This window comes from Ravibacter arvi, assembly GCF_039540405.1.
In the GTDB taxonomy this organism is placed as follows: domain Bacteria; phylum Bacteroidota; class Bacteroidia; order Cytophagales; family Spirosomataceae; genus Ravibacter; species Ravibacter arvi.
The window spans coordinates 224926-245744 of record NZ_BAABEY010000025.1 but is presented as its reverse complement, the minus strand read 5'-3'; the positions used below and the strand labels follow the sequence as shown (position 1 = coordinate 245744).

At 51.0% G+C, this 20819-nt stretch carries 11 protein-coding genes; 2 read left to right on the top strand and 9 right to left on the bottom strand.

The window, feature by feature from the left end:
* Positions 1-69: 69 nt before the first annotated feature.
* From ABD852_RS14255 to ABD852_RS14235, 5 genes are all read right to left on the bottom strand, one after another.
* The gene (locus tag ABD852_RS14255; RefSeq protein WP_345030002.1) at positions 70-1764 is read right to left on the bottom strand and encodes an FAD-dependent oxidoreductase; all 1695 of its coding nucleotides are present in this window, start codon (positions 1762-1764) and stop codon (positions 70-72) included.
* 126 nt (positions 1765-1890) lie between these two features.
* On the bottom strand, positions 1891-3699 hold the full coding sequence (locus ABD852_RS14250; protein WP_345030000.1) for a RagB/SusD family nutrient uptake outer membrane protein: 1809 nt from the start codon (positions 3697-3699) through the stop codon (positions 1891-1893).
* Positions 3700-3830: 131 nt separating this feature from the next.
* Positions 3831-7211 (bottom strand): TonB-dependent receptor, encoded by a 3381-nt coding sequence (locus tag ABD852_RS14245; RefSeq protein ID WP_345029998.1) that lies wholly within the window; start codon positions 7209-7211, stop codon positions 3831-3833.
* Positions 7212-7300: 89 nt separating this feature from the next.
* The gene (locus ABD852_RS14240) at positions 7301-8527 is read right to left on the bottom strand and encodes a FecR family protein (protein ID WP_345029997.1); all 1227 of its coding nucleotides are present in this window, start codon (positions 8525-8527) and stop codon (positions 7301-7303) included.
* A 144-nt stretch (positions 8528-8671) separates the two neighbouring features.
* Positions 8672-9214 carry an RNA polymerase sigma-70 factor gene (locus ABD852_RS14235; protein ID WP_345029995.1) on the bottom strand — a complete coding sequence of 181 codons (543 nt, stop codon included), beginning with the start codon at positions 9212-9214 and terminating at the stop codon, positions 8672-8674.
* Between the two features lie 481 nt (positions 9215-9695).
* On the opposite strand from ABD852_RS14235, the gene ABD852_RS14230 reads away from it, so the two are divergent.
* Both ABD852_RS14230 and ABD852_RS14225 read left to right on the top strand, forming a co-directional pair.
* Positions 9696-13211 (top strand): SusC/RagA family TonB-linked outer membrane protein, encoded by a 3516-nt coding sequence (locus ABD852_RS14230; RefSeq protein ID WP_345029993.1) that lies wholly within the window; start codon positions 9696-9698, stop codon positions 13209-13211.
* Between the two features lie 11 nt (positions 13212-13222).
* Positions 13223-14848, top strand: a complete 1626-nt coding sequence (locus ABD852_RS14225; protein WP_345029990.1) for a RagB/SusD family nutrient uptake outer membrane protein — start codon at positions 13223-13225, stop codon at positions 14846-14848.
* Positions 14849-15296: 448 nt separating this feature from the next.
* Here ABD852_RS14225 and ABD852_RS14220 read toward each other — a convergent pair whose 3' ends face one another.
* The 4 genes from ABD852_RS14220 to ABD852_RS14205 all read right to left on the bottom strand — a co-directional run bounded on the left by ABD852_RS14220 (position 15297) and on the right by ABD852_RS14205 (position 20702).
* Complete coding sequence (locus ABD852_RS14220; RefSeq protein WP_345029986.1) at positions 15297-16019, bottom strand: SGNH/GDSL hydrolase family protein; 723 nt, start codon at positions 16017-16019, stop codon at positions 15297-15299.
* 79 nt (positions 16020-16098) lie between these two features.
* Complete coding sequence (locus tag ABD852_RS14215; RefSeq protein WP_345029983.1) at positions 16099-16485, bottom strand: MmcQ/YjbR family DNA-binding protein; 387 nt, start codon at positions 16483-16485, stop codon at positions 16099-16101.
* Complete coding sequence (locus tag ABD852_RS14210; RefSeq protein ID WP_345029980.1) at positions 16482-19088, bottom strand: cation-translocating P-type ATPase; 2607 nt, start codon at positions 19086-19088, stop codon at positions 16482-16484. The genes ABD852_RS14215 and ABD852_RS14210 overlap by 4 nt, the downstream gene beginning before the upstream one ends.
* Positions 19089-19232: 144 nt before the next feature.
* The gene (locus ABD852_RS14205; protein ID WP_345029977.1) at positions 19233-20702 is read right to left on the bottom strand and encodes a sodium:solute symporter; all 1470 of its coding nucleotides are present in this window, start codon (positions 20700-20702) and stop codon (positions 19233-19235) included.
* Positions 20703-20819: the final 117 nt, after the last annotated feature.

Here is a 20819-nt window from a genome sequence, read left to right as displayed (position 1 = left end):
CATTGATTCAAGCGGAAGTGAGAAAAAGTTGGCTTTAATAATATAGAATAATCACATTGAAGGAGAAAACTACTCTGGCCAATGCGTTTCAAGCCCCTGTTTTCTGATTGCCTCCTGGAATTCGCCCAAAAGCCGTTTGTCCGCCCGAATGGCGCGCGGCGGTATTTTCTTCTGCATTGCGTGCACGATCAGCATGCCGGTCGCTTCGCCAATGCTCCATTCTACCGGGTGTAACCGGTAACATCCGTTGGTAATGTGCGTAGTGCCGATGTTTTTGTTGGCGGGTAAAAGATTGTCAACCCGACGCGGTAAAAGCGCCCCCAAAGGAATCTGAAAAGGCAGGGAGGCAAAGTCGATGTAATTATTGCCTTTGTTGCTCGGGTGAAGGTCAATGTGGTAGTACCCCGTTCCGACGCTGTCAAAAAAGTCGGCTGATTTCTTTCCGGCTACGTCGCCGGCTACCAGCTTCCTGTTCTCGGCGCCTACATGTTCCTCCAGAATTGTAAATTCGGCCCTGATACGCCGAGATTCCCTGATATAGGGGTACATGGCCATTCCGTCTTCTGTCCCCATAATGTCATGGCGAAGGCGAAGACCTTTCCAGCCCAGGCCACCGTCAGGACGGGGTGCTTCTGTCTGGAGCCAGTAGAGAAAAGAGAGGTTGAGTTGTTTCGCTCCTTCCAGGGTGGTCTTCACTTCTTTCTCGCTTACGTCGATCAGGTTGCCCATCATGTAGTCGTTCTGCGGCCAGTTGACCAGGCTGACGTCGCCTATGGTGCCGGGGCGGAAATTGGCTTTGTTCAATATCCGCCTGTAAAGCCACAAATTGAGCGAGTTGCCTGTCTTCTCGCCGCGCGGGTTGAAGCCGAGCTCTTTTGGTTCCAGTGTTTTGGGGTTGGAGTACTTCAGCTCGAGCTGTTTCCCCGACCAGGCCGGCTGAAGCGGCGGGATGTATTTTGACCAGTAGCTGTATTTTGCCGGTTTGTCAATAACGTGATCGGCTCCTTCCTCGTAACCCAGGGCAAAGCACAGCGTAAATGCCTGGTGGTTGTCGGGATCAGCTTTTTCAGGGGCGTGAAGTTCCCTGGTTTCGCTTTTCGATTCAGTCCCTTTTACGTATTCTGTTTTGGTGAGCGGCAGCAGTTCCCCGGTTTCGGTCGCATCCACAAAATAGGGTGCGCGGACTGCTATCTTTTGACCGGTAAACCGGTGGGCAACCTCAACGGCGCTTACCTTGTCGCCTGAAGTTTCTCCTTTGGACGGTCGGTAGTTAAGCAGGATCCTGAGTTGCCCGGAGCTAAGGTAGGGTTGAAGCATTTCATATAGTACGGCAACGGTAACACGCGGCTCGTGGCAAATCCTGGAAACACTTCCGTCCCCCGGGTTGAGATTAGGCCGTTTGGCCGCCTCGTCGGTCATTGGATAGTTGCGCTGGTAGTAGCCGCGTACCCGGTTCCTGTACTCGCGGTAAGACGCCGGCGCCCCGTGCGATTCGATCCACTGGTGCTCGTCAGGCGGTACTCCCTGCTGTGCTACCTGTCCGCCAATCCAATCGGTTTCTTCCGTCATGATAACCCGGAGGCCGTTCCGGCAAAGGGCCAGGGTTGCGGCGACACCGCCCAGACCGCCGCCTGCAACCAGGACATCGGTTTTAAGCTCATGGTTACCCGGCGGCATTTGCGGGTTAGCGTGCAACGGGTTATCAACTGTAAAAGCTGTTCCTGCCGCTCCGGCAGTCAGGAGAAAATTTCGTCTGTTCATCATCTTTATCAAAAGGGGTGGCAGTGGGGTTGGAGGCATGAGGTTTGAGGTATAAGCCGTTAGCCGACACACAACAGGGCTACGTTTACACCTCAAACCTCAAGGCTCATACCTCAAGACTCACGGCTGTTAATAATCTTTATTTTGTTTCAAGTTGGGGTTACGGTCAATTTCCAATTGCGGAACCGGGAGGAGATTGAACCGGTCATTCCAGAAACGGTTGCGGTCTCTTACTTTGAGCTTTTCCTTGTAGGCTTCGTAGCTGGGAACATCGTTGAGGTCATGACGCGCCGACAATTTGAAGTTCGGTATCATGTCCGGGGTTACGTCTTTGTAACCACCAGTCAGCAGGTTGCCGCCGGCATCAAGGCTTGTAGCAATGGGGAAGCCGTAGCTTGGGCCGGCATTGGTAAGGTCACCAATATTCCATCTTCTCATATCGGTGAAATGAAGACCCTCCATAATCAGCTCGACTTTGCGCTCGCGGCGAACGAGCTGGCGCATTTTGTCCTGGTTCCCGATACGGTCTGCCGAAACCTTCGGCATTCCCGAGCGTACCCGAACCTGGTCAATGGCGTCATACACCGACTGATCAAGCTCGTTCAGCTCAATCTTGGCTTCGGCATAGGTCAACAAGACTTCGGCGTAGCGAAGCAAGGGGACATTACAAGTCTGGAGGTTGACTGACTCGGATGTTTCATTGGAGAACTTTTTCCAGATATAGCCCATTCCCGCGTTGACAAAGCTTGTCCATGCAGCGCCGCTGTTGATATCGGCATTCACATTTTCGACCCACTGGTTGGTGTTGAAGTTGTAGAATGACGTTTTTGGGTTATAAGCCTCGAGGACAAACTTGATTCTGCCGTTGTCATTTCCGGTTGTGTTGCCCTGAACGGTATCGCCGTGCATCCAGATGGTGGATTTAAACCTTGGATCGCGGTTCAGCGAAGGTTTTTTGGGGTTATACAACGGAGATTCGTCTATTCTTTTCCCGTCGATGCATTCGTAAGTATCCACGAGTATCTGCGAAGGATGGCGCCCGGTCTGGCCGTAATTTCTCGAAACCTGGCCGAAACCAATCCAGTGATACTGCTGGGAGCCCTGATCCGAAAACATAATTTCAAACAGGGTTTCGTTTTTGACGTCGGCTTTTGCCTGGCCCTGTTTGGTGAAAAGGTCGTCATATTTTTGTGCCAATGCACGTTGCCCGATCACTTGTTTCGCAGCTGCGGCAGAAGCTTTGAAGTACTCGGCGCCTTTGCCGCCGTAGTTCAGGCTGCCGCCTAAAAGGGCAGCACGGGCTTTGAGTCCCAGGGCCGCAGCTTTGTCAACCCGGCCGCGCTCCGTTGTGATCCAGGGCAGGTCGGCGGCCGCTTTTTCGAGGTCTTCCAGGATGAAATCCAAAACCACAGCGCGGTCAGTCCTGCCCACTTTGTACTCCTCGGTGGTTACAGGTTTGGTGAAAAAGGGAACGTCACCGAAGTTGGCTATCAACTGGTAGTAGGCATAGGCGCGTAGTACCCGGGTTTCGGCCAGATATTGAGCTGACTTGCCTTCAAGTGTGGATAAGAACGGTTCGGCACCGGAAAGAACGCTGTTGGCACGCGCTACAGTTCCGAATAAGTTGGTCCAAAAAGCGATGATTACCGCGTTGTCGGGGTTTAAAGAGCCGCCCGCGCCGATGGTTGTGTTTTCTGCACGTTCCGTCGCCATCGGTGTCCAGTGATCCAGCATGACGTTGAACGGAAGCCGCGCCGCCGGGAAGTAGTAGAGATTCTGGTAAACTCCTGTCAAACCGGTTTTTACCGCCGCCTCAGACTTGTAGAAGCCGCCGGACGAGAAGTCATTCGGCTCTTTGTCGAGGAGATCCTTGCAGGAGAACAGAGACGCAGCCAGGGAAACCTGTAGTAAAACTGCGTATATATTTAATTTCTTCATCTGGGTGAAAATTGATGTGATGATATGACGATGAGCTGGTGGACGGATGTGTTCGTGAGCGGATGTGACTTCCGATTTCCGATTTCCGATTTCTGATTTCTGATTTCCAACTTCAGCTCATCTCCTTTTTTTTAGAATTGGATGTCAAGCCCGGCGGTCAGTGATCTCATAACCGGGTAGAAGCTGCCGCCCTGAACTGCGTTTTCCGGGTCATAGCCTTTGTAGGCGTTTGAAATGGTGAGCAGGTTCTGGCCGGACACATAAAAGCGTGCTTTGCCGAGTTTTACCTTCTGGGTCACCGAGGCAGGTAAGGTGTAGCCCAGCACAGCGTTCTTAAGCCTTGCATAGGCGCCGCTTTTCACCCAGAAAGAGGACACGATGTTGTTGGGATTGGTGCCGGAACCGTCGATGAGCAGAATCGGGAATGCTGCGTCACGGTTGGTTTCTGTCCAGTAGTCAAGCTGGTGCCTGAACATGGATCTCCCTACGTAAAAAGGCCGTGCCCCACCGCCGGAGTAAAAGATGTCTCTTTTTCCTACTCCCTGGAAAAACATAGTGAAGTCGAACCCTTTCCATTCCGCGCTGAGATTAAGACTGTATTCATAGCGTGGCGCAGGGTTGCCGATAATTGTCCGGTCGAAAGCGTTGATCACGCCGTCGGGTTTTCCCTCGGGGCCGGACAAATCCTGGTATTTAATATAGCCGGGTTTCACGTTCTGCCGTTCGCCGTAGACCGGTGAATTGTCGATTTCGCTCTGGTTCTGGAAAAAGCCCTGGGCCACATAGCCATACCAGGAGTCAATCGGGTCACCTTCACGCGTAATTTTTTCGGTAACGTATTCCTTGCCATACAGGTTGACGATTTTGTTTTTTACGTCAGACACGTTGGCGGAGACACTGTATTTAACCTCTCCGATGCGGTCTCTCCAGGTAAGCGACAGGTCCCAGCCGCGGTTGCGCATGGAACCCGCGTTTTCCCAGGGTGAGGCAAGGCCTACATAAGCCGGAATCGGGAACTGCTGAAGCATGTCATTGATATTCCGGACATAGTAATCGAGCGACATTACGAGTTGTGAGCTCATCAGCTCGGCATCCAACCCGAAGTTAAGCTGGGTTGATTTTTCCCAGGATATTTTTTCGTTTGCTACCTGGGTTTGAATGGCGCTGCTTGTAAGCAGCTTGTCGAACCAGTAGCCGGAACTCGGTGCGATAGTGGCGGCGTAAGGGAAATAGCCATTGGCTATGTCCTGGTTGCCGAGGGTACCGTATGAGGCCCGGAACTTCAGGTCATTAACGACACCCCGGGCCGGGGCGAAGAAGTTTTCTTCAGACAAACGCCAGCCGACCGAAGCCGACGGGAAAAATCCCCAGCGGTATTCTTTTTTGAACCGGGATGAAGCATCCCAACGCCCCGTGAGCTCCAACAGGTACCTTTCTTTGAAATTGTAATTGATCCGGTTGAATTGCGAGAAGATACCCCAGTCCCAGTGAGAGCCGGAGCCGATTGAAGTAGCCACGTCGCCGTGGTTAAGGTCTTCATAACCAGGGAAGGCAAACCCTTTACGCGACGCGGCGAACGACCGGGCGGCTTTGTCTTCGGTCTGGATACCGGCCAGAAGCTTGAGGTAGTGGCTGCCGAGTTGTTTTTCGTAGCTACCCTGCAGGTTAAATTGCTTCGTGATCAATTGTGTCCACGCTTCCTGTTTTTCTGTTCCACCAGATGGGTAGGTAGTTTTGAAGACACCGTTTTCATAAGTACGGTAAGGTCTGATAAAATAATCCGATTTGGTCTCCAGTCTTCTTACGCTGTAGCTGGTCAAAAAATCAAGTCCGGCCAGGGGTGTAATATTCGCAAACCCTTTCAGGATCATTTCCGGTGTGGTTTCGTTGTGGGTGCCCGACGCTCGGGAGCTTGCAATGGGGTTATCGCCATTCTGTCCGTAGCCCCAGGTACCGTCCGGGTTGATGCCTGAAAAAACAGGTACGAAGGTAGTCGCCTTGTTGATAATTGTTTCGGGTGAGTCTACCGCCGGGCGTTCGGCTTTTGAAGAGCGCAGGTTGAGGTCAGTGCCTATTTTCAGCCATTTGTTGATTTGCGCGTCGGTGTTCATGCGCATGGTCAGGCGCCTGTAATTGTTGTTGGCAATGGAGCCGTCCTGGGTAAACATCCCCACGTTTCCGAAGAACCTGAATTTTTCCGTACCGGCGCCCATGCTTACCGAATGGTTTTGCATAAAAGCGTTGTTGCGGATTACTTCTTTGCGCCAGTCGGTGTCGTACCGTTCGAGTCCGTCGGCGCCTTCCGTTTTGTATTTATTGATCAGCTCTTCGCTGTATTGCGGCGCCAGGTTAGAATTGGCCCGGGCCACGTTAATGGCTTCCATGTATTCAATGGCTGACAGGGGGTCAGGCATCTCGGTAGGCGTATTGACACCGGCAAAACCGCTGTAATTGATTTTCAATGCGCCTTTGTCAGCCCTTTTGGTCGTGATAAGAATAACACCGTTTGAGGCGCGCGAACCGTATATGGAGGCAGACGCCGCATCTTTCAAAACGGAGATAGAAGCGATGCTGTTCATGTCGATATTGTTCATGTCCCCTTCTACGCCGTCGATAAGAATCAGCGGGGCAGCGCTGGAGTTAATTGAGCCTGTACCACGGATCCGGATGGTGGCGCCGTCGGCCCCGGGGCGCCCCGATGACTGGGTTACGGACACACCCGGTACAAGCCCCTGAAGGGCGTTGGAGGTATTGGTGGCATTCCTGCGTACCAGGTCTTCTCCCTTCACATTCTGCACGGCGCCCGTCAGGTTGACTTTTTTCTGGGTACCGTATCCTACGACGACCAGTTCCTCCAGCGTACGGTTGTCGGCCTGCAGGGTGATGCTCAGCTCAGTTTTTGTGCCTACTTCCACTTCCTGCGTCACAAACCCTACAAATGAAAGCACAAGTACCGGGTTTTGGCCGGTCACATTCAGAGAAAAGCGGCCATTGATGTCGGTGGTAGTACCCAGTTGAGTGCCTTTAACCAGGATGCTCACGCCGATAAGCGGCTCGTTCTTTTCGTCCACTACAACGCCGTTTACTTCGGTAGCAGTTTTGACGGAAGAGGTATTGTCCTGTCTCTCCACGGTTTTGGCCGCTCCCGAGGTTTTTGCCTTTACCACAATGGCCTGGTCGATAATTTCGTACGTCAGCGGCTGGTTCTGAAAGGTAATTTTGAGGATATCTTCCAGCGTTCCGTTGTCTATGTCTATCGAAACGGGATTGGCTTTTTTGATCAGCTCATTGCTGTAGATGAACTGGTGGCCGCTTCTTTTTCGAAGGGTCTTTAAAACCTGCTCCAGCGGTGCATTCTTGAAGCGCAACGATAGTTTTTGCAAGAGAAAACCGGCATTTGCCTGGAAAAAGCCAAGCATCAGACAGAGGAGCAGCAACTTCCTTAGCGCAGGCGGGTTACTGATTGTTGAGAAAAAGCGTCGGTACCCCAACGAATTTATCCTTTCGGGCATAGCAAGCACGTGGTTAAATGGTAAAAAAAATCTGATTGGTTTTTGGTAATTGAACTGTGGGTTAATTGGTATCGCAAGGTCTTTTTGATTCAGAGAGGCGAATGTTTATTTTCTTTAATGCGAAGTTTTTTGCCTACAAACTCGAAATGCACATCGCCGGAGGTTTCAAGAATTTTGAGGAAAACCGGCAGTGATTTGTCCATGGAAATCGATGCTGTGAAGTGCCGGTCCGGTATGCGGGTATTGGCAACCAGCTCTACGCCATACCATCGGTACAGCAGTTTTACCACTTCCGACATCGGTGTGTTGTCAAACTGGAAGCGCCTGTCTTTCCAGGCGGTCATTTCCAGTACATCCACTTTCGTGACAGAAAGGTCGCCGTTGTCTGCCCACGCCATTTCTCCCGGAACCAATACCTTCGTCTTTTGTGAAGAATGAACTTGTACGACACCCTCTACCAGGGTGGTTTTAATGCCCGGGTCGCCGTCATACGCGTTTACATTGAACCGGGTGCCGAGCACTTCAACGCTGGCAGGACCCGACTGGACGGTAAAGGTGGTCGCCGGTTTGCCCGGATGGGTCTTCCCGGTGTTGGCTACGTCAAAAAAGGCTTCCCCTTCTAATTTTACAATGCGGTTCTGCGTTGAAAAAACAGCGGGGAAACTCACTGACGACATGGAATTGATCCACAGGTGACTTCCGTCGGCGAGACTGACCCGCAGCTGGCGCCCTACCGGAGTTTGTAGCAGATGCCAGCTTTCGGAAGAGGTACTGCCGGGGCCTGTGTTAACAAATGAAATCGTGTTGTTCTTTAATGTAACCGTTTCATTCTTCAGCTGAATGACGGTATCGGTGACGGATTTACCCAACTCGACTACCTGGAGATCGCCTGATGTCAGGCGGATCGCGCCGGTCATGGGGTCGTAGGGCCGGGTGTCACCGGAAATGGCCAGGCCACTGTTTTCCCTGTTCCCGAGAAAAAACGTCAGCATTCCGCCGGCGAGCAACAAAATGGCTACGGCAGCGGCCCAGGTGGCACGATGGCTGAAGAACGGGCTCCTTAGAGGCCTCCTTACGGTATCTTCCCGGATTTTGCGGCTGATATTGGCCCAGGCGTTTCCGGTATCGAGATTATTCAGGAATTGAAAAGCCGCAGTCCTGTCTTCGGCCGATTCCAACCGTTTGACGAGGGCATCGTTGGCCGGGCTTTGCTGCCGCCATATTTTCAGCTCTTCAGCTTCCGATACCGTCAGGTTCTCCTGCAGGTGCCTGGCCAGCAGGTAAGTAATTCGTGGGTTCTCCGGGTTATAAACCATGCGCTGCTTGATTTCTGACTAAGACAACCAAGCCTGGTTCCGGGGTGAAAAGAAAATAAAAAAAAGTAAAAAAATTATAAAGTCCACCGCTGCATCCAGCAGCCCACCCCTCAAACCTCATACCTCACGCCTCAAACCTCACCCCTACAAAAAAAACAGCATCAAATCTGAAGGCAGCCGCTTTTTGAGCAGTTCGAGCGCGCGTTGTTTCTGGGTTTTGACAGAGTTGACCGAGATGCCGAGCTTGTCGGCAATTTCGTCGTTCTTCATCCCGTGGAAATGGCTCATTTCGGCGATTTTCTTGCAGACGGGCGGCAGAGTTTCAATGGCTTTGTAGAGAAAGACCAGCGTTTCCGACTCCAGGAGGTATTGCAGGGCAGTCTGCTCGTCTGCTTCGTCCAGGCTGAGTGACGTTTCCTGCTTTCTTATCACGGCGCGGTGTTTGAGTACATTCAGGCAATCGTTCCGGACGGTGGTATAGAGGTAGCTTTTGACAGCCAAAAAATGATCGGCGACATTTTGGCGGTTGTTCCAGAATTTGACGAACGCATCCTGTACAATATCCTCTGCGTCTGATTGTGACGCGATTATCTTGTAGGCAAAAAAGACCAGTGAATGGTAATTTTCTTTGAATAGATGTTGCAGGTGATTCGGTTCCAGCCCCGTGTCATCCGATTGCTCCCACATTGCCGTGTTTTTTGGCTCGGCTTTACCCTCTTACACTTATTGGAGGTCAGGCAGATGCGTTTTTGTTGACACGCAAATTTAGCATTTGACAAATGGATTCGCAAACCAGACTGCAGATGGGAAGTGGACGAATTCGGGAAGCAGCCCGGGACGGGAGGACAGAATCAACCGAAGTGACACGCGGTTTTCATGGCCTTGCAGGGTGAAAATACCAACTTTTTTTAATATGAATTATTTAATGTTATCTAGGATGTATTCGTGTCTAAAATACGGTTTATCCGATTTAAGTTATTGAGAAGTAACTGATTGTATGTGGTGTTCTATTTTTAATCCGATTCTTGTATTGGATATTTTCAAGAAATACTACTTTACTTCGGTTTTTGATAGTAATTATTTAGTTAAATTTTGTAACTTTTTAAATAACATTATATTTCTTTTGTATCGTTTGCCCTGCTTAAACACTAACTATTTTACAATTAACATGAGAAAACTCTTACTTTCGCTGTTATGCCTGGGGTTGCTGACTTCAGGCATTCATGCACAACAGGCGGTCCGAGGGCACGTCAGAGATACCAACGGGGAGGCCCTCCCGGGGGTAAACATTCTGGTGAAGGGGACGCAGGTCGGGACGACCACACAAAATGACGGTACCTATGCATTGCAGGATGTTCCCAGAGGGGGAACACTTGTATTTTCGTTTGTGGGGTATTTGACGCAGGAAATCGCGGTTGAAAACAGGAGTGTGATCGATGTTCAGCTGGCAGGTGATCAAAAAACACTGGATGAAATAGTTGTCATCGGGTATGGTGTGGCCAAGAAACGGGATCTTACCGGTTCGGTTTCGCAGATAGAAGCAAAAACCATTGCCGTTCAGGCCAACTCCACGGTTACGCGCGCGCTTGAAGGGGTGGTGCCGGGGATCCAGGTGTCGTCTATCGACGGCCAGCCGGGTCTGGATATGGGGATTCGTCTCCGGGGTGCGGGCTCAACCAGCCAGAACAGCTCCAACGCCCTCATCGTAATTGACGGCGTGCCTACTGAATATCCCAACGCATTGGCATCCATCAACCCCAAGGACATAGAAAGCATCAGCGTCTTGAAAGATGCTGCTTCGACCGCGGTATACGGGTCAAGGGGTGCGAACGGGGTTTTGCTGGTAACCACCAAAAGAGGGAAAAGTGGCAAGCCGAACATTTCCTTTGAAACCCGGATGGGGGTGAATTACCTGGGCAACCTGCGTTTGGATTTGATGGATAATGCGAAGGATATCTACGAGCATGCCTGGTTGGCCATTTACAATACAGCCAGATATTGGCCGTCTGGGGGGAACAACACCTACACGACTAATGTTCAGAACCCCAACATGTCGCACGAAGCCGCCGCACTGTTTGCGAGCCAGCATTTGTTTGACTACAAAGGTTCTATGACCGATTTCGGGATGAACCTTCTGGGTAATTACATGGCGTACGAGGTTCCTGGAGCGACGTACACTACTACCGGTAGTGGGGCTTCAGCAAGTGCTACGATGTCAGGTGCTTATTTGATCGACCCGGCTACCGGTAAACTCAACCCCAATGCAAAGGAGTTGTGGAAAGCCGGTTCTTACAACGACTACTTTTTTGAAAAAATGTTCCGCCAGGAGCATACCTTGTCGGCCAGCGGCGGTTCGGATAAGATGGATTACTTCGCCTCCGTGGGCATGCTGGAAGACCCTTCCTATATCCGTGGCTCTCAGTTTAAGCGCTATAACGCAAGGACGAACGTGAATGCCCAACTGACCAAATGGTTGAAGATTGGTGCAAATCTTGGCTACAGCTACCGCAATACGCAGTCGCCGGCTACCCGTTTCGGGCGTAACCCGGGAACGGTACAGCAGAACGTCTTCCGGTGGGTGAATGGCCAGAACCAGTTGATCCCGCTGTTTGCAAGAGACCTGAAAGGAAATATCCTGAAAAACGCTGACGGAAGCGACCGGGTGAATGACAACACCAATGTGACCTATTCTCCGCTTGGCGTTCAGCCGTCTGTAGGGAATGTCAAAAACTTTCCCAACGGGACAACAGGGCAGCCGCTTTATACAACCAACCTGATTAAGCTGCTCGACAAAGATATTGACAGAAGGGAGTCGCATGATTTGAATTTGAAAGGGTACCTGACAATCAATTTCCTTAAAGATTTCAGCTTTACCACCAATGTTTCCTACGACAGGTTCTCTGAAGTGAGAACACGCTACGGTAACCTTGAAACGGGCGCGGTCGCAACGTTTGGGGCCATTGGAAAGTACTATATGAACACCGGTGTTTTCAATACGCAGCAATTGTTGAACTGGGTAAAGGAGTTCGGTCGTCATTCGATAACGGCTTTGGCCGCTCATGAATACTACCAATGGAACAGTGATTTGCTTAATTATGCTTCCGCCTATTCCCTGATTAATGATTTTACCGGACAGGGTAACTTCGTAAGCCGTTACAACAGCTCGGGAGCTCCGTTCGGAACGCCCGGCTACGGTGGGGATCTCACTGCAATGGACAGTTATTTCGGCCGTGCCGTCTACAACTATGACGACAAGTATTTTGTAGAAGGGTCGCTTCGTCGCGACGGATCTTCCAAATTCAGGTATAAAGAAAATCGTTGGGGAACGTTCTGGTCCATTGGTGGTGGCTGGAGAATTTCCCAGGAGAATTTCATGGCGGGTGTTAGAGATTTTGTGAATGACCTCAAAATCCGGGCGAGCTACGGGGTAATCGGTAACCAAAGTGGTATCGGTAACTACTCGGGGTACCAATTGTGGAATTTTGGCGCGGTTTACCAGACTTCAAACGGGGGTACAGGGATTCCGGCCAGCTTGACCTTGTCGCAGGGAGCTTTTGTCAACAGCGCCCTGACCTGGGAAAATACCCATACGTTCGATGCGGGTATTGATTTCTCTTTGTGGAACAGACGCCTGACCGGAACGGTTGATTTTTATAACAAAAACACCGTGAACTCCGTGTTTGCACAACCTATCGCGTCTTCATTGGGCCAGTCCTCGCTTACCCTGAACAGTGCCGAAATCACCAACCGCGGGGTTGAGGTTGCGTTGAATATCGACCTGATCCAAACCAAGGACTTCAACTGGAGCATCGGCCTGAACGGAACACATTACAGAACCATTCTGAACAAGTTTCCGAAAAGTGTGGGATCACCCGCTTTGGGCGGTAAATTTACCGGCTCAATTGACGGATGGAACATAGCCAGCGGCGGCGCCAATAACGGCGGTCAGATTATGTACCTGAGAGGCGAGAATATGGATTACTACAACCTCTACTTGTTTAAGTACAATAGTGTAGATCAAAAGACTGGCTTGCCTTTGTTCCAGCACACCGTCACGCAGGCAGATCATGATGCGGGCCGTTTCGTCGAGACGAGCGTGGGGTCGTTTACAAATACCACCAATTATACGTTGGCAAACCGCTATGAAATGGGAAGCGCCCTTCCAAAATGGATAGGCGGGTTTTCAACCAGCCTGCAATACAAAAACTTTGACTTCAGCGCTATCCTGGCCTATCAGTTGGGGGGCAAATTCCTGAGCGTGGAGTATGCCAACAACATTTACAGAAGCGGAAACTTTGGCAATGCCCTGTCTCAGGAACTGGTTGGCAATACCTGGACACCGGAGAATACGGGTGCAAAATTTCCCATGGTATTTTATGATGATACTTTTCGGTTTACAAGCGGCGCGACGCAAGGTCCCTGGTTGTACAGCGATATGGCATTGTTTGATGCTTCCTATTTGAATGTAAAAAACCTGACACTCGGGTATACACTCGGCAATTCGGTTCTTGAGAAAATCAAGACCAAGAGTATCCGTGTGTACGCCTCTGCCGACAACATCGCAATGTTTACCTCGCATTCCGGGATAGATCCGCGGATGTCGCTCGTAGGAGGTATGGAAGTGGGAGCGGCGGTTTACTTGCCAATGAGTACGTTTTCGGTAGGTGTTAATGTAAACTTCTAATTGAGAGAGAGATGATCAAGATTAAAAAATATACTTGCGGATTAATGGCTTCGGGGATGCTGCTATTTTCGGCTTGCGCCGATAAGCTCGAGGTGGAACCGCCGCACAATATCACGGATAAGCAGATTGCGGAACTGCTGGCCTCGGGAGATGAAGCCAAAATCAAAATTGTTATGGGTGGGATGGCCAACGCTATGCCCCTGCTTTTTAACAATGCCGGTGCTTCGGGAGCAGGTACTGCCGACATGTATTACACGGCGCAAGGCCTGGATGTCAACCGGATTCTTGAAGGAAATGACGTCGTGCTTAGTGATGTTGAGGGGTTGGATGGATTGGTAGGGCCGGTGGAGTACCAAATGGGAGATTTTATTACGGCGGCAAGTACCAAGAATTTTGCTTACTGGAAGTATGCCTGGTATTGTGTGACAACCGCCAATCAAATGCTCAATTACCTTCCGGATGATGTTGTTGCTACCAATAACTTCCTGAAGGAATGTAAAGCAAGGGGGCTGGTGGCCAGGGCCTATGGATATGCTTATCTGATGGAGAACTACCAGGATGCATTTCTCCAGGGTGGAAACGCCAAATTGGGTATAATGTTGTATGACAAATTTCAGCCAACACAACCCAATAAGGCACGGTCTACGGCGAAGGAAACCTATGACTTTATAAAGGCCGACCTCAACAACGCCATCACGCTGTTGAAAGCCGCCGGTATTGGATACACTACCGGTATAGCGGACATATCGGATATAGACCTTGGAGTTGCCAATTTTTTATTGGCCAGAGTGTCGATTTGGACCGGTGACTGGGCAACCGCCATCAGTGCAACGACGGAAATTTTAAGCAAGTACCCCAACCTGATGTCGCAGGCGCAGTACGGCGGTAAAAATACCGGAACCGCCACTGACCCGTTAATCAAACCGGAATCCAACGGCTTCCTGAACAATGAACAGAATCCGGAAGTAATTCTTGGTTTTGCGCTCGGGACCGCCAATACACACTTTCTGGCGTATATGAATCCATTTGGCAGAGGCAATGGCGGCGAACAAAGAGCCTACAAGCGGATTGATAACCGCCTTTATGAGAAAATTGCTGCAGATGACTACCGTAAAGACGGGTTTATGCTGGCTGCCTTTGGCGATTACACCTATCCCGCCAGCAATAAAGTTGCTTTTATTCCCTCTTATACCAACATGAAGTTTGCTGCGACCCACGGCTTAAACAGTACCAACAAGGCCGATGTAGGTTTGTCGTCCTTCTGCAACATGCGTGCGTCTGAAGTACTCCTGATGAAAGCAGAGGCAGAGGCGCAATCGGGAGCGGATGCCGCCGCAAAAGCTACGCTTGACAAGCTGTTGGCCGCCAGAACAAGGACAGGCGCCGTGGCGCTCACCACTGCTACGTATCCTTCCATGCAGGGGCTTACTACCCTTCAGATGGTACAACTTCAAACCCGTATTGAGTTGTGGGGCGAAGGCGGCCGCGAGTTTTACAACAACAAGCGTTGGAACATCCCGGTAGATCGTGCGAACTCCGCCAATCATGTAGCGAAGACGAGCTATCCCGTTTCTAAAATGACCCTGCAGATCCCTGAAGATGAAATGTTGTACAACCCGTTGGCGGTACAGAATTAAGAGATTTTGACGATTTATCAATGGGCTACCCGAAGTTGTTTCGGGTAGCCCTTTTTTTGATTTCCTGCGCTTACCATGGGCTTGGTAAATTCGTGCATTCTGTACAGCAAACTTACAGATGCCTGATAATGGAACGCATGGCTTCTATTGAATGGGTATCCAAAGATCAGCCTTCGACAGGCTCAGGCGCCGTCCGGATGGAATCTGCCGGATGGTGCCATCCGGATGGCGCCTGAGCTCGTCGAAGGCTGCCTACCGGAGGCTGCCATTCGGATGGCGGGTGAGCCCGTCGAACCCCTTTAACATAATCTGCCGGATGTCTGATCCTCAACCAGGTCAAAAGCTAAAGGTTGTTTATTTAAATCAAAGCCAGCCAGCGCCGCTTCTCTCGAATTCGTGGCCACTTTCATGACAGGTGGCCGCGAATGCGCGAATTGTGCTTTTTCTGCTAAAACCCCAGCAATCTTTTCAGATAAGCCGGGTAGCTGCGTCCGTCGGTACCGCCGCCGCCGTTGGTAATACTATCGCCGAAGCAGACCAGCCGTTTATGGGGCGCCGCTATCGTAAGCAGCTTTTCATAGACCGCAACGGCAATGGTACGGTACCCTTCCGGGGTGGGGTGCACACCATCTGTTTTCTGGGTATTGGCCATGTTCTGCAGCAGGCTGTCCGGCGATTCGCCGATATTTCCCACCTTCTCGAAGATATGGTGGAGGTCAAGGAAGTGCAGTTTCAATTCTTCCGCAGTTTTCCTGATCAATTCGTTAACCTGGTTTTTCCGGCCCTGGTAGCCTTCCGGGGCATAGAATGATTCCGGGTGTCGCGTATATAGGTAAGGTTCGTAAGCGGGGAGTATGTTCATCAGCAACACCTCGCTTCCGGCATCCCTGATTAACCCGATCAGTTTAAGCAGATTTTGCCGATAAGTAGGTAAAGGGATGTATTTTTTGCTGTTCATGTCATTGGTACCAACCATCAGGATGGTCATATCGGGGCGATGGACCAGGCAGTCCCTTTCAATCCTGGCCAGCAAATCAACGGTATTGTTCCCGCCCACGCCGGCATTGACAATAAACGGCTTCTCCTCAGTGCCCGTATTTGCCTTCACGGCCCCGGTCAGCCCGGCGACCGGCGCAACAAGCGCGGCCTGCAGGAAATCTCTTCGCAACATAGATCTTTCTATAGTTTATTAATCTGGATAAATTCGAGTTGTATGTTCTTCTCTTTATTGAATTTCGTCTTTTCAGGTTTCAGCGATCGGTTTTTTGCTGCTCATCAAATTCCCGCAGCTGTTTTTTGGAGGCAAGGCCTCTCCAGCTGTGTGCGAGTATTTCTTCCAGGAGGCTCCTGTCGTAATGGGGTTGTATCCACATACAAACGTAGGGGTACGCCCTGAAATGATCGGGCAAATGGAACAGCTCCGGGTGGCTATCCAGATACCTGTCCCTGATGTCAAAATCAAGCCGGATCGGAATAAATTTTCCGCTTTCATGAAGGCGGCACATTAGTTTGCCCCGTACTTTTACCGATGGCGTTCCTTCGTGCGATGTGCTTTCTTCTGTATCGGGAAAAGTAAGCGCTATATTTTTGACCGTTTCAAAATCGCGGTAGTTGAAGTGGATTGTCGCGGTTTTCATGATTGGTTGGCTGGGGTTCGGGGATTTTTTTCGGCTTTGCCGCCCAGGTATCGCCGCCGCACTACAAATTTAATGAGCTCCAGGAATAACAGCGAAGAAAAGGTAACGACACCAATTGCCAGAATGGTAGCGGGCTCCAGGGCGGTGGTTTTAAAGATTGGCTGAAGCCACGGCACAAATACAATGGCTGTCTGGAGGAGGGCGGTCAGGACGAACGCCAGCCACATGCCGCGGTTGGCAAACAGGTCTGATGCAAAAAGCGAATGGTAAACTGAACGGACCGAATGCGCATTCATCAGCTGCACGAAGCACAGGGTTGAGAAAACTGCGGTTTGCTGGCTTTTTACGTCGAGTCCCCGGTATGCTGCCCAACCCTGGATCAGGAGAGCTGCCGCGGTCATTACCAATCCGCTCAGGAGAATACGGGTAAGCAATCCGCCGGCAAACAGGCTTTCTTTTGGCGGCCGGGGCGGCCGCTTCATAATATCTTTTTCAGCGGATTCGGCAACAAGGGCCAATCCTGGCAACCCGTCGGTAACGAGGTTGATCCACAAAATATGGATAGGCAATAAGGGAATTGCAAATCCGAGCAGAGGCGCGCTGAAAATCGTCAGAATTTCGGCCAGGTTACAGGACAGGACGTAGAGAATGAACTTCCGGATGTTCTCGTAGATCCGTCGGCCTTCGTGCACAGCTTTGACAATAGTGGTGAAGTTATCGTCCAGCAACACCATTTCCGCAGCGTCTTTTGAGACGTCGGTACCTGTGATGCCCATTGCAACACCGATGTTTGCCTGTTTCAGCGAAGGAGCGTCATTGACCCCGTCTCCGGTCATAGCTACAAATTCACCGTTTTGCTGAAGCGCTTTTACGATTCTCAGCTTTTGTTCCGGAGATACCCGCGCGTAAATGGAGGTTTCGGTTACGTTTTGCTCGAGCTCAAAGTCATTCCATTCCGCCATCTCCGCACCGGTCACGGCTTTGCTGCCTTGCGCCCACGAAATACGGAGGCGGTCAGCAATCGCCTGCGCCGTCAGCGGCTGATCGCCGGTGATCATAACCGTCCTGATGCCGGCTTCCCTACAGTCTTCTATGGCGGCGATAACTTCTTCCCTGGGGGGATCGATGATGGCTACCATTCCGAGGAAACGCAGGTCCTTTTCGATGGTTTCATCCATTTTCTCCGGTTTTTGATCCAGGATCCGGTATCCGAAAAATAAAACCCGCAGACCTTCCGCCGCCCAGGTCCTGTTCTGTTCCAGCCAGCCTTTTACCTCGTTTTCCTGGCCCGGAGCGAGCACATCGGCGATTTTGGCCGGCGCCCCTTTGGTGAGAACCACGTACCGGCCGTTGTACGGGTGAAGGGTGCTCATGCGCATCCTGACGGAGTCAAACGGCAGGCGGTTTTCTATCGGAACCGACTCAAGCGCTGTTTCGCGGCTCAATCCCTGGGCGATGGCATATTGCACGAGGGCGGTTTCGGTGGAGTCGCCCAGCAGCGCGCCGTCTTTCCCTGTTTGTACTTCGTTGTTGAGCAAAAGCGCCTGGTAAAAAAGCGTTTCCTGGTCGGGGACATGCCATTCGCGCTCCACCGTCATGATGTTTTGGGTCAACGTCCCGGTTTTGTCGCTGCAGATGTAGGTAACTGACCCGAGAGTTTCAACCGCAGGAAGTTTCCTGATGAGGGCGTTTTGCCTGACCATGCGGCGGGCGCCCTGCGCCAATGCAATGGTGATGACGGCGGGGAGGGCTTCCGGCAATGCTGCAACGGCCAGCGAAAGCGCGGTTAAAAACATACCGAAAGCAGACTCGCCCCGCAAAAGGCCAAAGCCGAAAATTGCCACGCAAATAATCAGCACGACCACTGCCAATTGCCGGCTAAACCGCGCGAGACGCTGTTGTAGTGGTGTTTTCTGCTCTTCGGAATCCATGAGGCCGGCTATTTTACCGAGTTCGGTATTCATACCGGTTGCGGTAACAACTGCTTTGGCGCTCCCATTGCTGACGACAGTGCCTTTGAAAACCATATTGAGCTGGTCACCCGGGACGAGGTGGTCACCATCCACCGGATCGGATAACTTTTCAATGGAATGGCTTTCCCCCGTGAGTGAGGCTTCATCTGTTTTGAGAGAATTGACCTCCACCAGGCGAGCATCGGCAGGTACGATATTCCCGGCTTCCAGCTGGATGAGATCACCGGGAACGAGTTCTGTAGCGTCGATTTTCGCCGGGTGATTGTTGCGAAGCACGACCGCAAATTGGGCGGACATTTTCTGCAGCATCCGGATCGATTCTTCGGCGTTGTTGGCTTGTGCGTAGCCCATCCAGGCATTACCTGCAATAATAGCCAGGATTACATATGCATCCGTATGCTCGCCCACCGCGAACGATATACCCGCAGCGATGATCAGGATAATAACCATCACATCCTTGAACTGGTCAAGCAGAATAGCCCATTTGGTTTTTCGCGGGGCTTCATTCAGCAGGTTGGCTCCGTATTGGTCGCGCAGCTCCGCCACCTGTTCGCCGGAGAGCCCGGTGGAGGAGGTTCCGAAGGAAGCAAGCACTTCATTCGCCGACTGTTTATAGAAGGCCGTATCCATTGGGTATGAGGTGTGAGCTTTTAGGTGTGAGCTTTGAGCCTTTAGTCGTGAGGGCTCATTAGTGAATAGCCGATCTCCGATCTCCGACTTCCGCCCTCTGATTTCCGATTTCCGATCTCCGACTTCCGCCCTCCGCTTCCCGATCTAAATCCCGGTTCCCAGCTCCGTTGCCCCGTTTCTAGATTTCAACAGCCACAGCCCGATAAAGGTAATCAGCCCGTTAATAATCAAACGTTCGAAGCCTATCTGGTAGCCGTTGAACCAATTGACAGAGTTTTGGCTCAGTATATAGGTAAGGATCGGAGCCAGGATACAGACAACCGGTACCCACCGGTCTTTGACGGCAGTTTTGGTGAAAACACCGAAAGAAAAAAGGCCAAGCAGCGGCCCGTAGGTGTAACCGGCCAGATCGAAAACCGCGGTGATAACTTCTTTGCTGTTGAGTTTATTGAAAACGATAATGACGAGGTAGAACAAGATCGAAAACCCTACATGCACCCGGAATTTGATAGCGGCGCGCTGCTTTTCGGGTTTGTTGCCGATGTTCATAAAGTCCACACAAAAAGCAGTTGTGAGCGCCGTGAGAGCAGAATCCGAGCTGGCATAAGTAGCGGCCGTTATGCCCAGCAAAAAGGTAATGCCAACCACCGTTCCCAGGTTGTTAAGCGCCAGCATGGGGTAGAAATCGTCGGTCCTTGCCGGCGGGGTAATTCCTTTTGCCTGAGCATAAAGATATAGCAAAGCGCCGAGAGAAAGAAACAGGAGGTTGACAATTACGAGGGTAACGGTAAACCAGAACATGTTTTTCTGTGCTTCGCCGATGTTTTTGCACGTAAGGTTTTTCTGCATCAGGTCCTGGTCCAGGCCGGTCATGACGATAGCGATAAAAGCCCCGGCAAAAAATTGCTTGAAAAAGTTTTTGGGGTCATTGGCTTCCCAATAGAAAATTTTTGAATAGCCGCTTTCTTTTACGGTTTTAACAATATCCGAAATGCTTGAAAGATGAAGCTCTTTGGCTACCAGCAAGATGGTTAACACCACAGCCGTAATGAGAAACAGGGTCTGGAGTGTGTCGGTGACAATAATTGTTTTGACGCCGCCCTTGAAAGTGTAGACCCAGATTAAAAGGATAGTGATGGCTACCGACAGCTCGAAAGGTATGCCCAGCGGCGAAAACAACGCATATTGCAGTACCCCGGCCGCCACGTACAGCCTCACGGCCGAACCGATGGTGCGGGAGACCAGGAATACGGCCGAGCCCGACTTGTACGACCAGAAGCCGAATCTTGTTTCGAGATAGGTATAGATGGAAATCAGGTTGAGTCGGTAATAAAGAGGCATAAGGACCGTCCCGATGACCAGGTATCCGAGCAGGTATCCTATAACTACCTGGAAATAAGAGAACTGTATATTTGCGACAGACCCGGGTATGGACACAAAGGTAACACCCGACAGGGAGGTGCCGATCATGCCGAACGCGATCAGGTACCAGGGGGACTGGCGGTTAGCCGTAAAAAAAGTGTTGGTGTCTGCTCCGCGGGAGGTATAGACGGAGACGATAATCAACATCAAAAAGTATACGGAGAGAATAGCAAGTGCTACGTACGGATTCATGAATAATAAAAAGGTTCTTTGGGATGAAACCGGGTTTCCGGACTGGATTTGGTGTCAGTTGAAAGTACACGGCCCGGATTGGTTTCGACGCGTGAAAGTACAAAAAAACCTTCTTTA

What these genes read in the sequence shown, in the direction of transcription:
- ABD852_RS14245 (WP_345029998.1), bottom strand. Translation starts at nt 7,211, where the DNA reads ATGCCCGAAAGGATAAATTCGTTGGGGTACCGACGCTTTTTCTCAACA.
- ABD852_RS14255 (WP_345030002.1), bottom strand. Translation starts at nt 1,764, where the DNA reads ATGATGAACAGACGAAATTTTCTCCTGACTGCCGGAGCGGCAGGAACA.
- ABD852_RS14220 (WP_345029986.1), bottom strand. Translation starts at nt 16,019, where the DNA reads ATGTTGCGAAGAGATTTCCTGCAGGCCGCGCTTGTTGCGCCGGTCGCC.
- ABD852_RS14250 (WP_345030000.1), bottom strand. Translation starts at nt 3,699, where the DNA reads ATGAAGAAATTAAATATATACGCAGTTTTACTACAGGTTTCCCTGGCT.
- ABD852_RS14240 (WP_345029997.1), bottom strand. Translation starts at nt 8,527, where the DNA reads ATGGTTTATAACCCGGAGAACCCACGAATTACTTACCTGCTGGCCAGG.
- ABD852_RS14205 (WP_345029977.1), bottom strand. Translation starts at nt 20,702, where the DNA reads ATGAATCCGTACGTAGCACTTGCTATTCTCTCCGTATACTTTTTGATG.
- ABD852_RS14210 (WP_345029980.1), bottom strand. Translation starts at nt 19,088, where the DNA reads ATGGATACGGCCTTCTATAAACAGTCGGCGAATGAAGTGCTTGCTTCC.
- ABD852_RS14225 (WP_345029990.1), top strand. Translation starts at nt 13,223, where the DNA reads ATGATCAAGATTAAAAAATATACTTGCGGATTAATGGCTTCGGGGATG.
- ABD852_RS14235 (WP_345029995.1), bottom strand. Translation starts at nt 9,214, where the DNA reads ATGTGGGAGCAATCGGATGACACGGGGCTGGAACCGAATCACCTGCAA.
- ABD852_RS14230 (WP_345029993.1), top strand. Translation starts at nt 9,696, where the DNA reads ATGAGAAAACTCTTACTTTCGCTGTTATGCCTGGGGTTGCTGACTTCA.
- ABD852_RS14215 (WP_345029983.1), bottom strand. Translation starts at nt 16,485, where the DNA reads ATGAAAACCGCGACAATCCACTTCAACTACCGCGATTTTGAAACGGTC.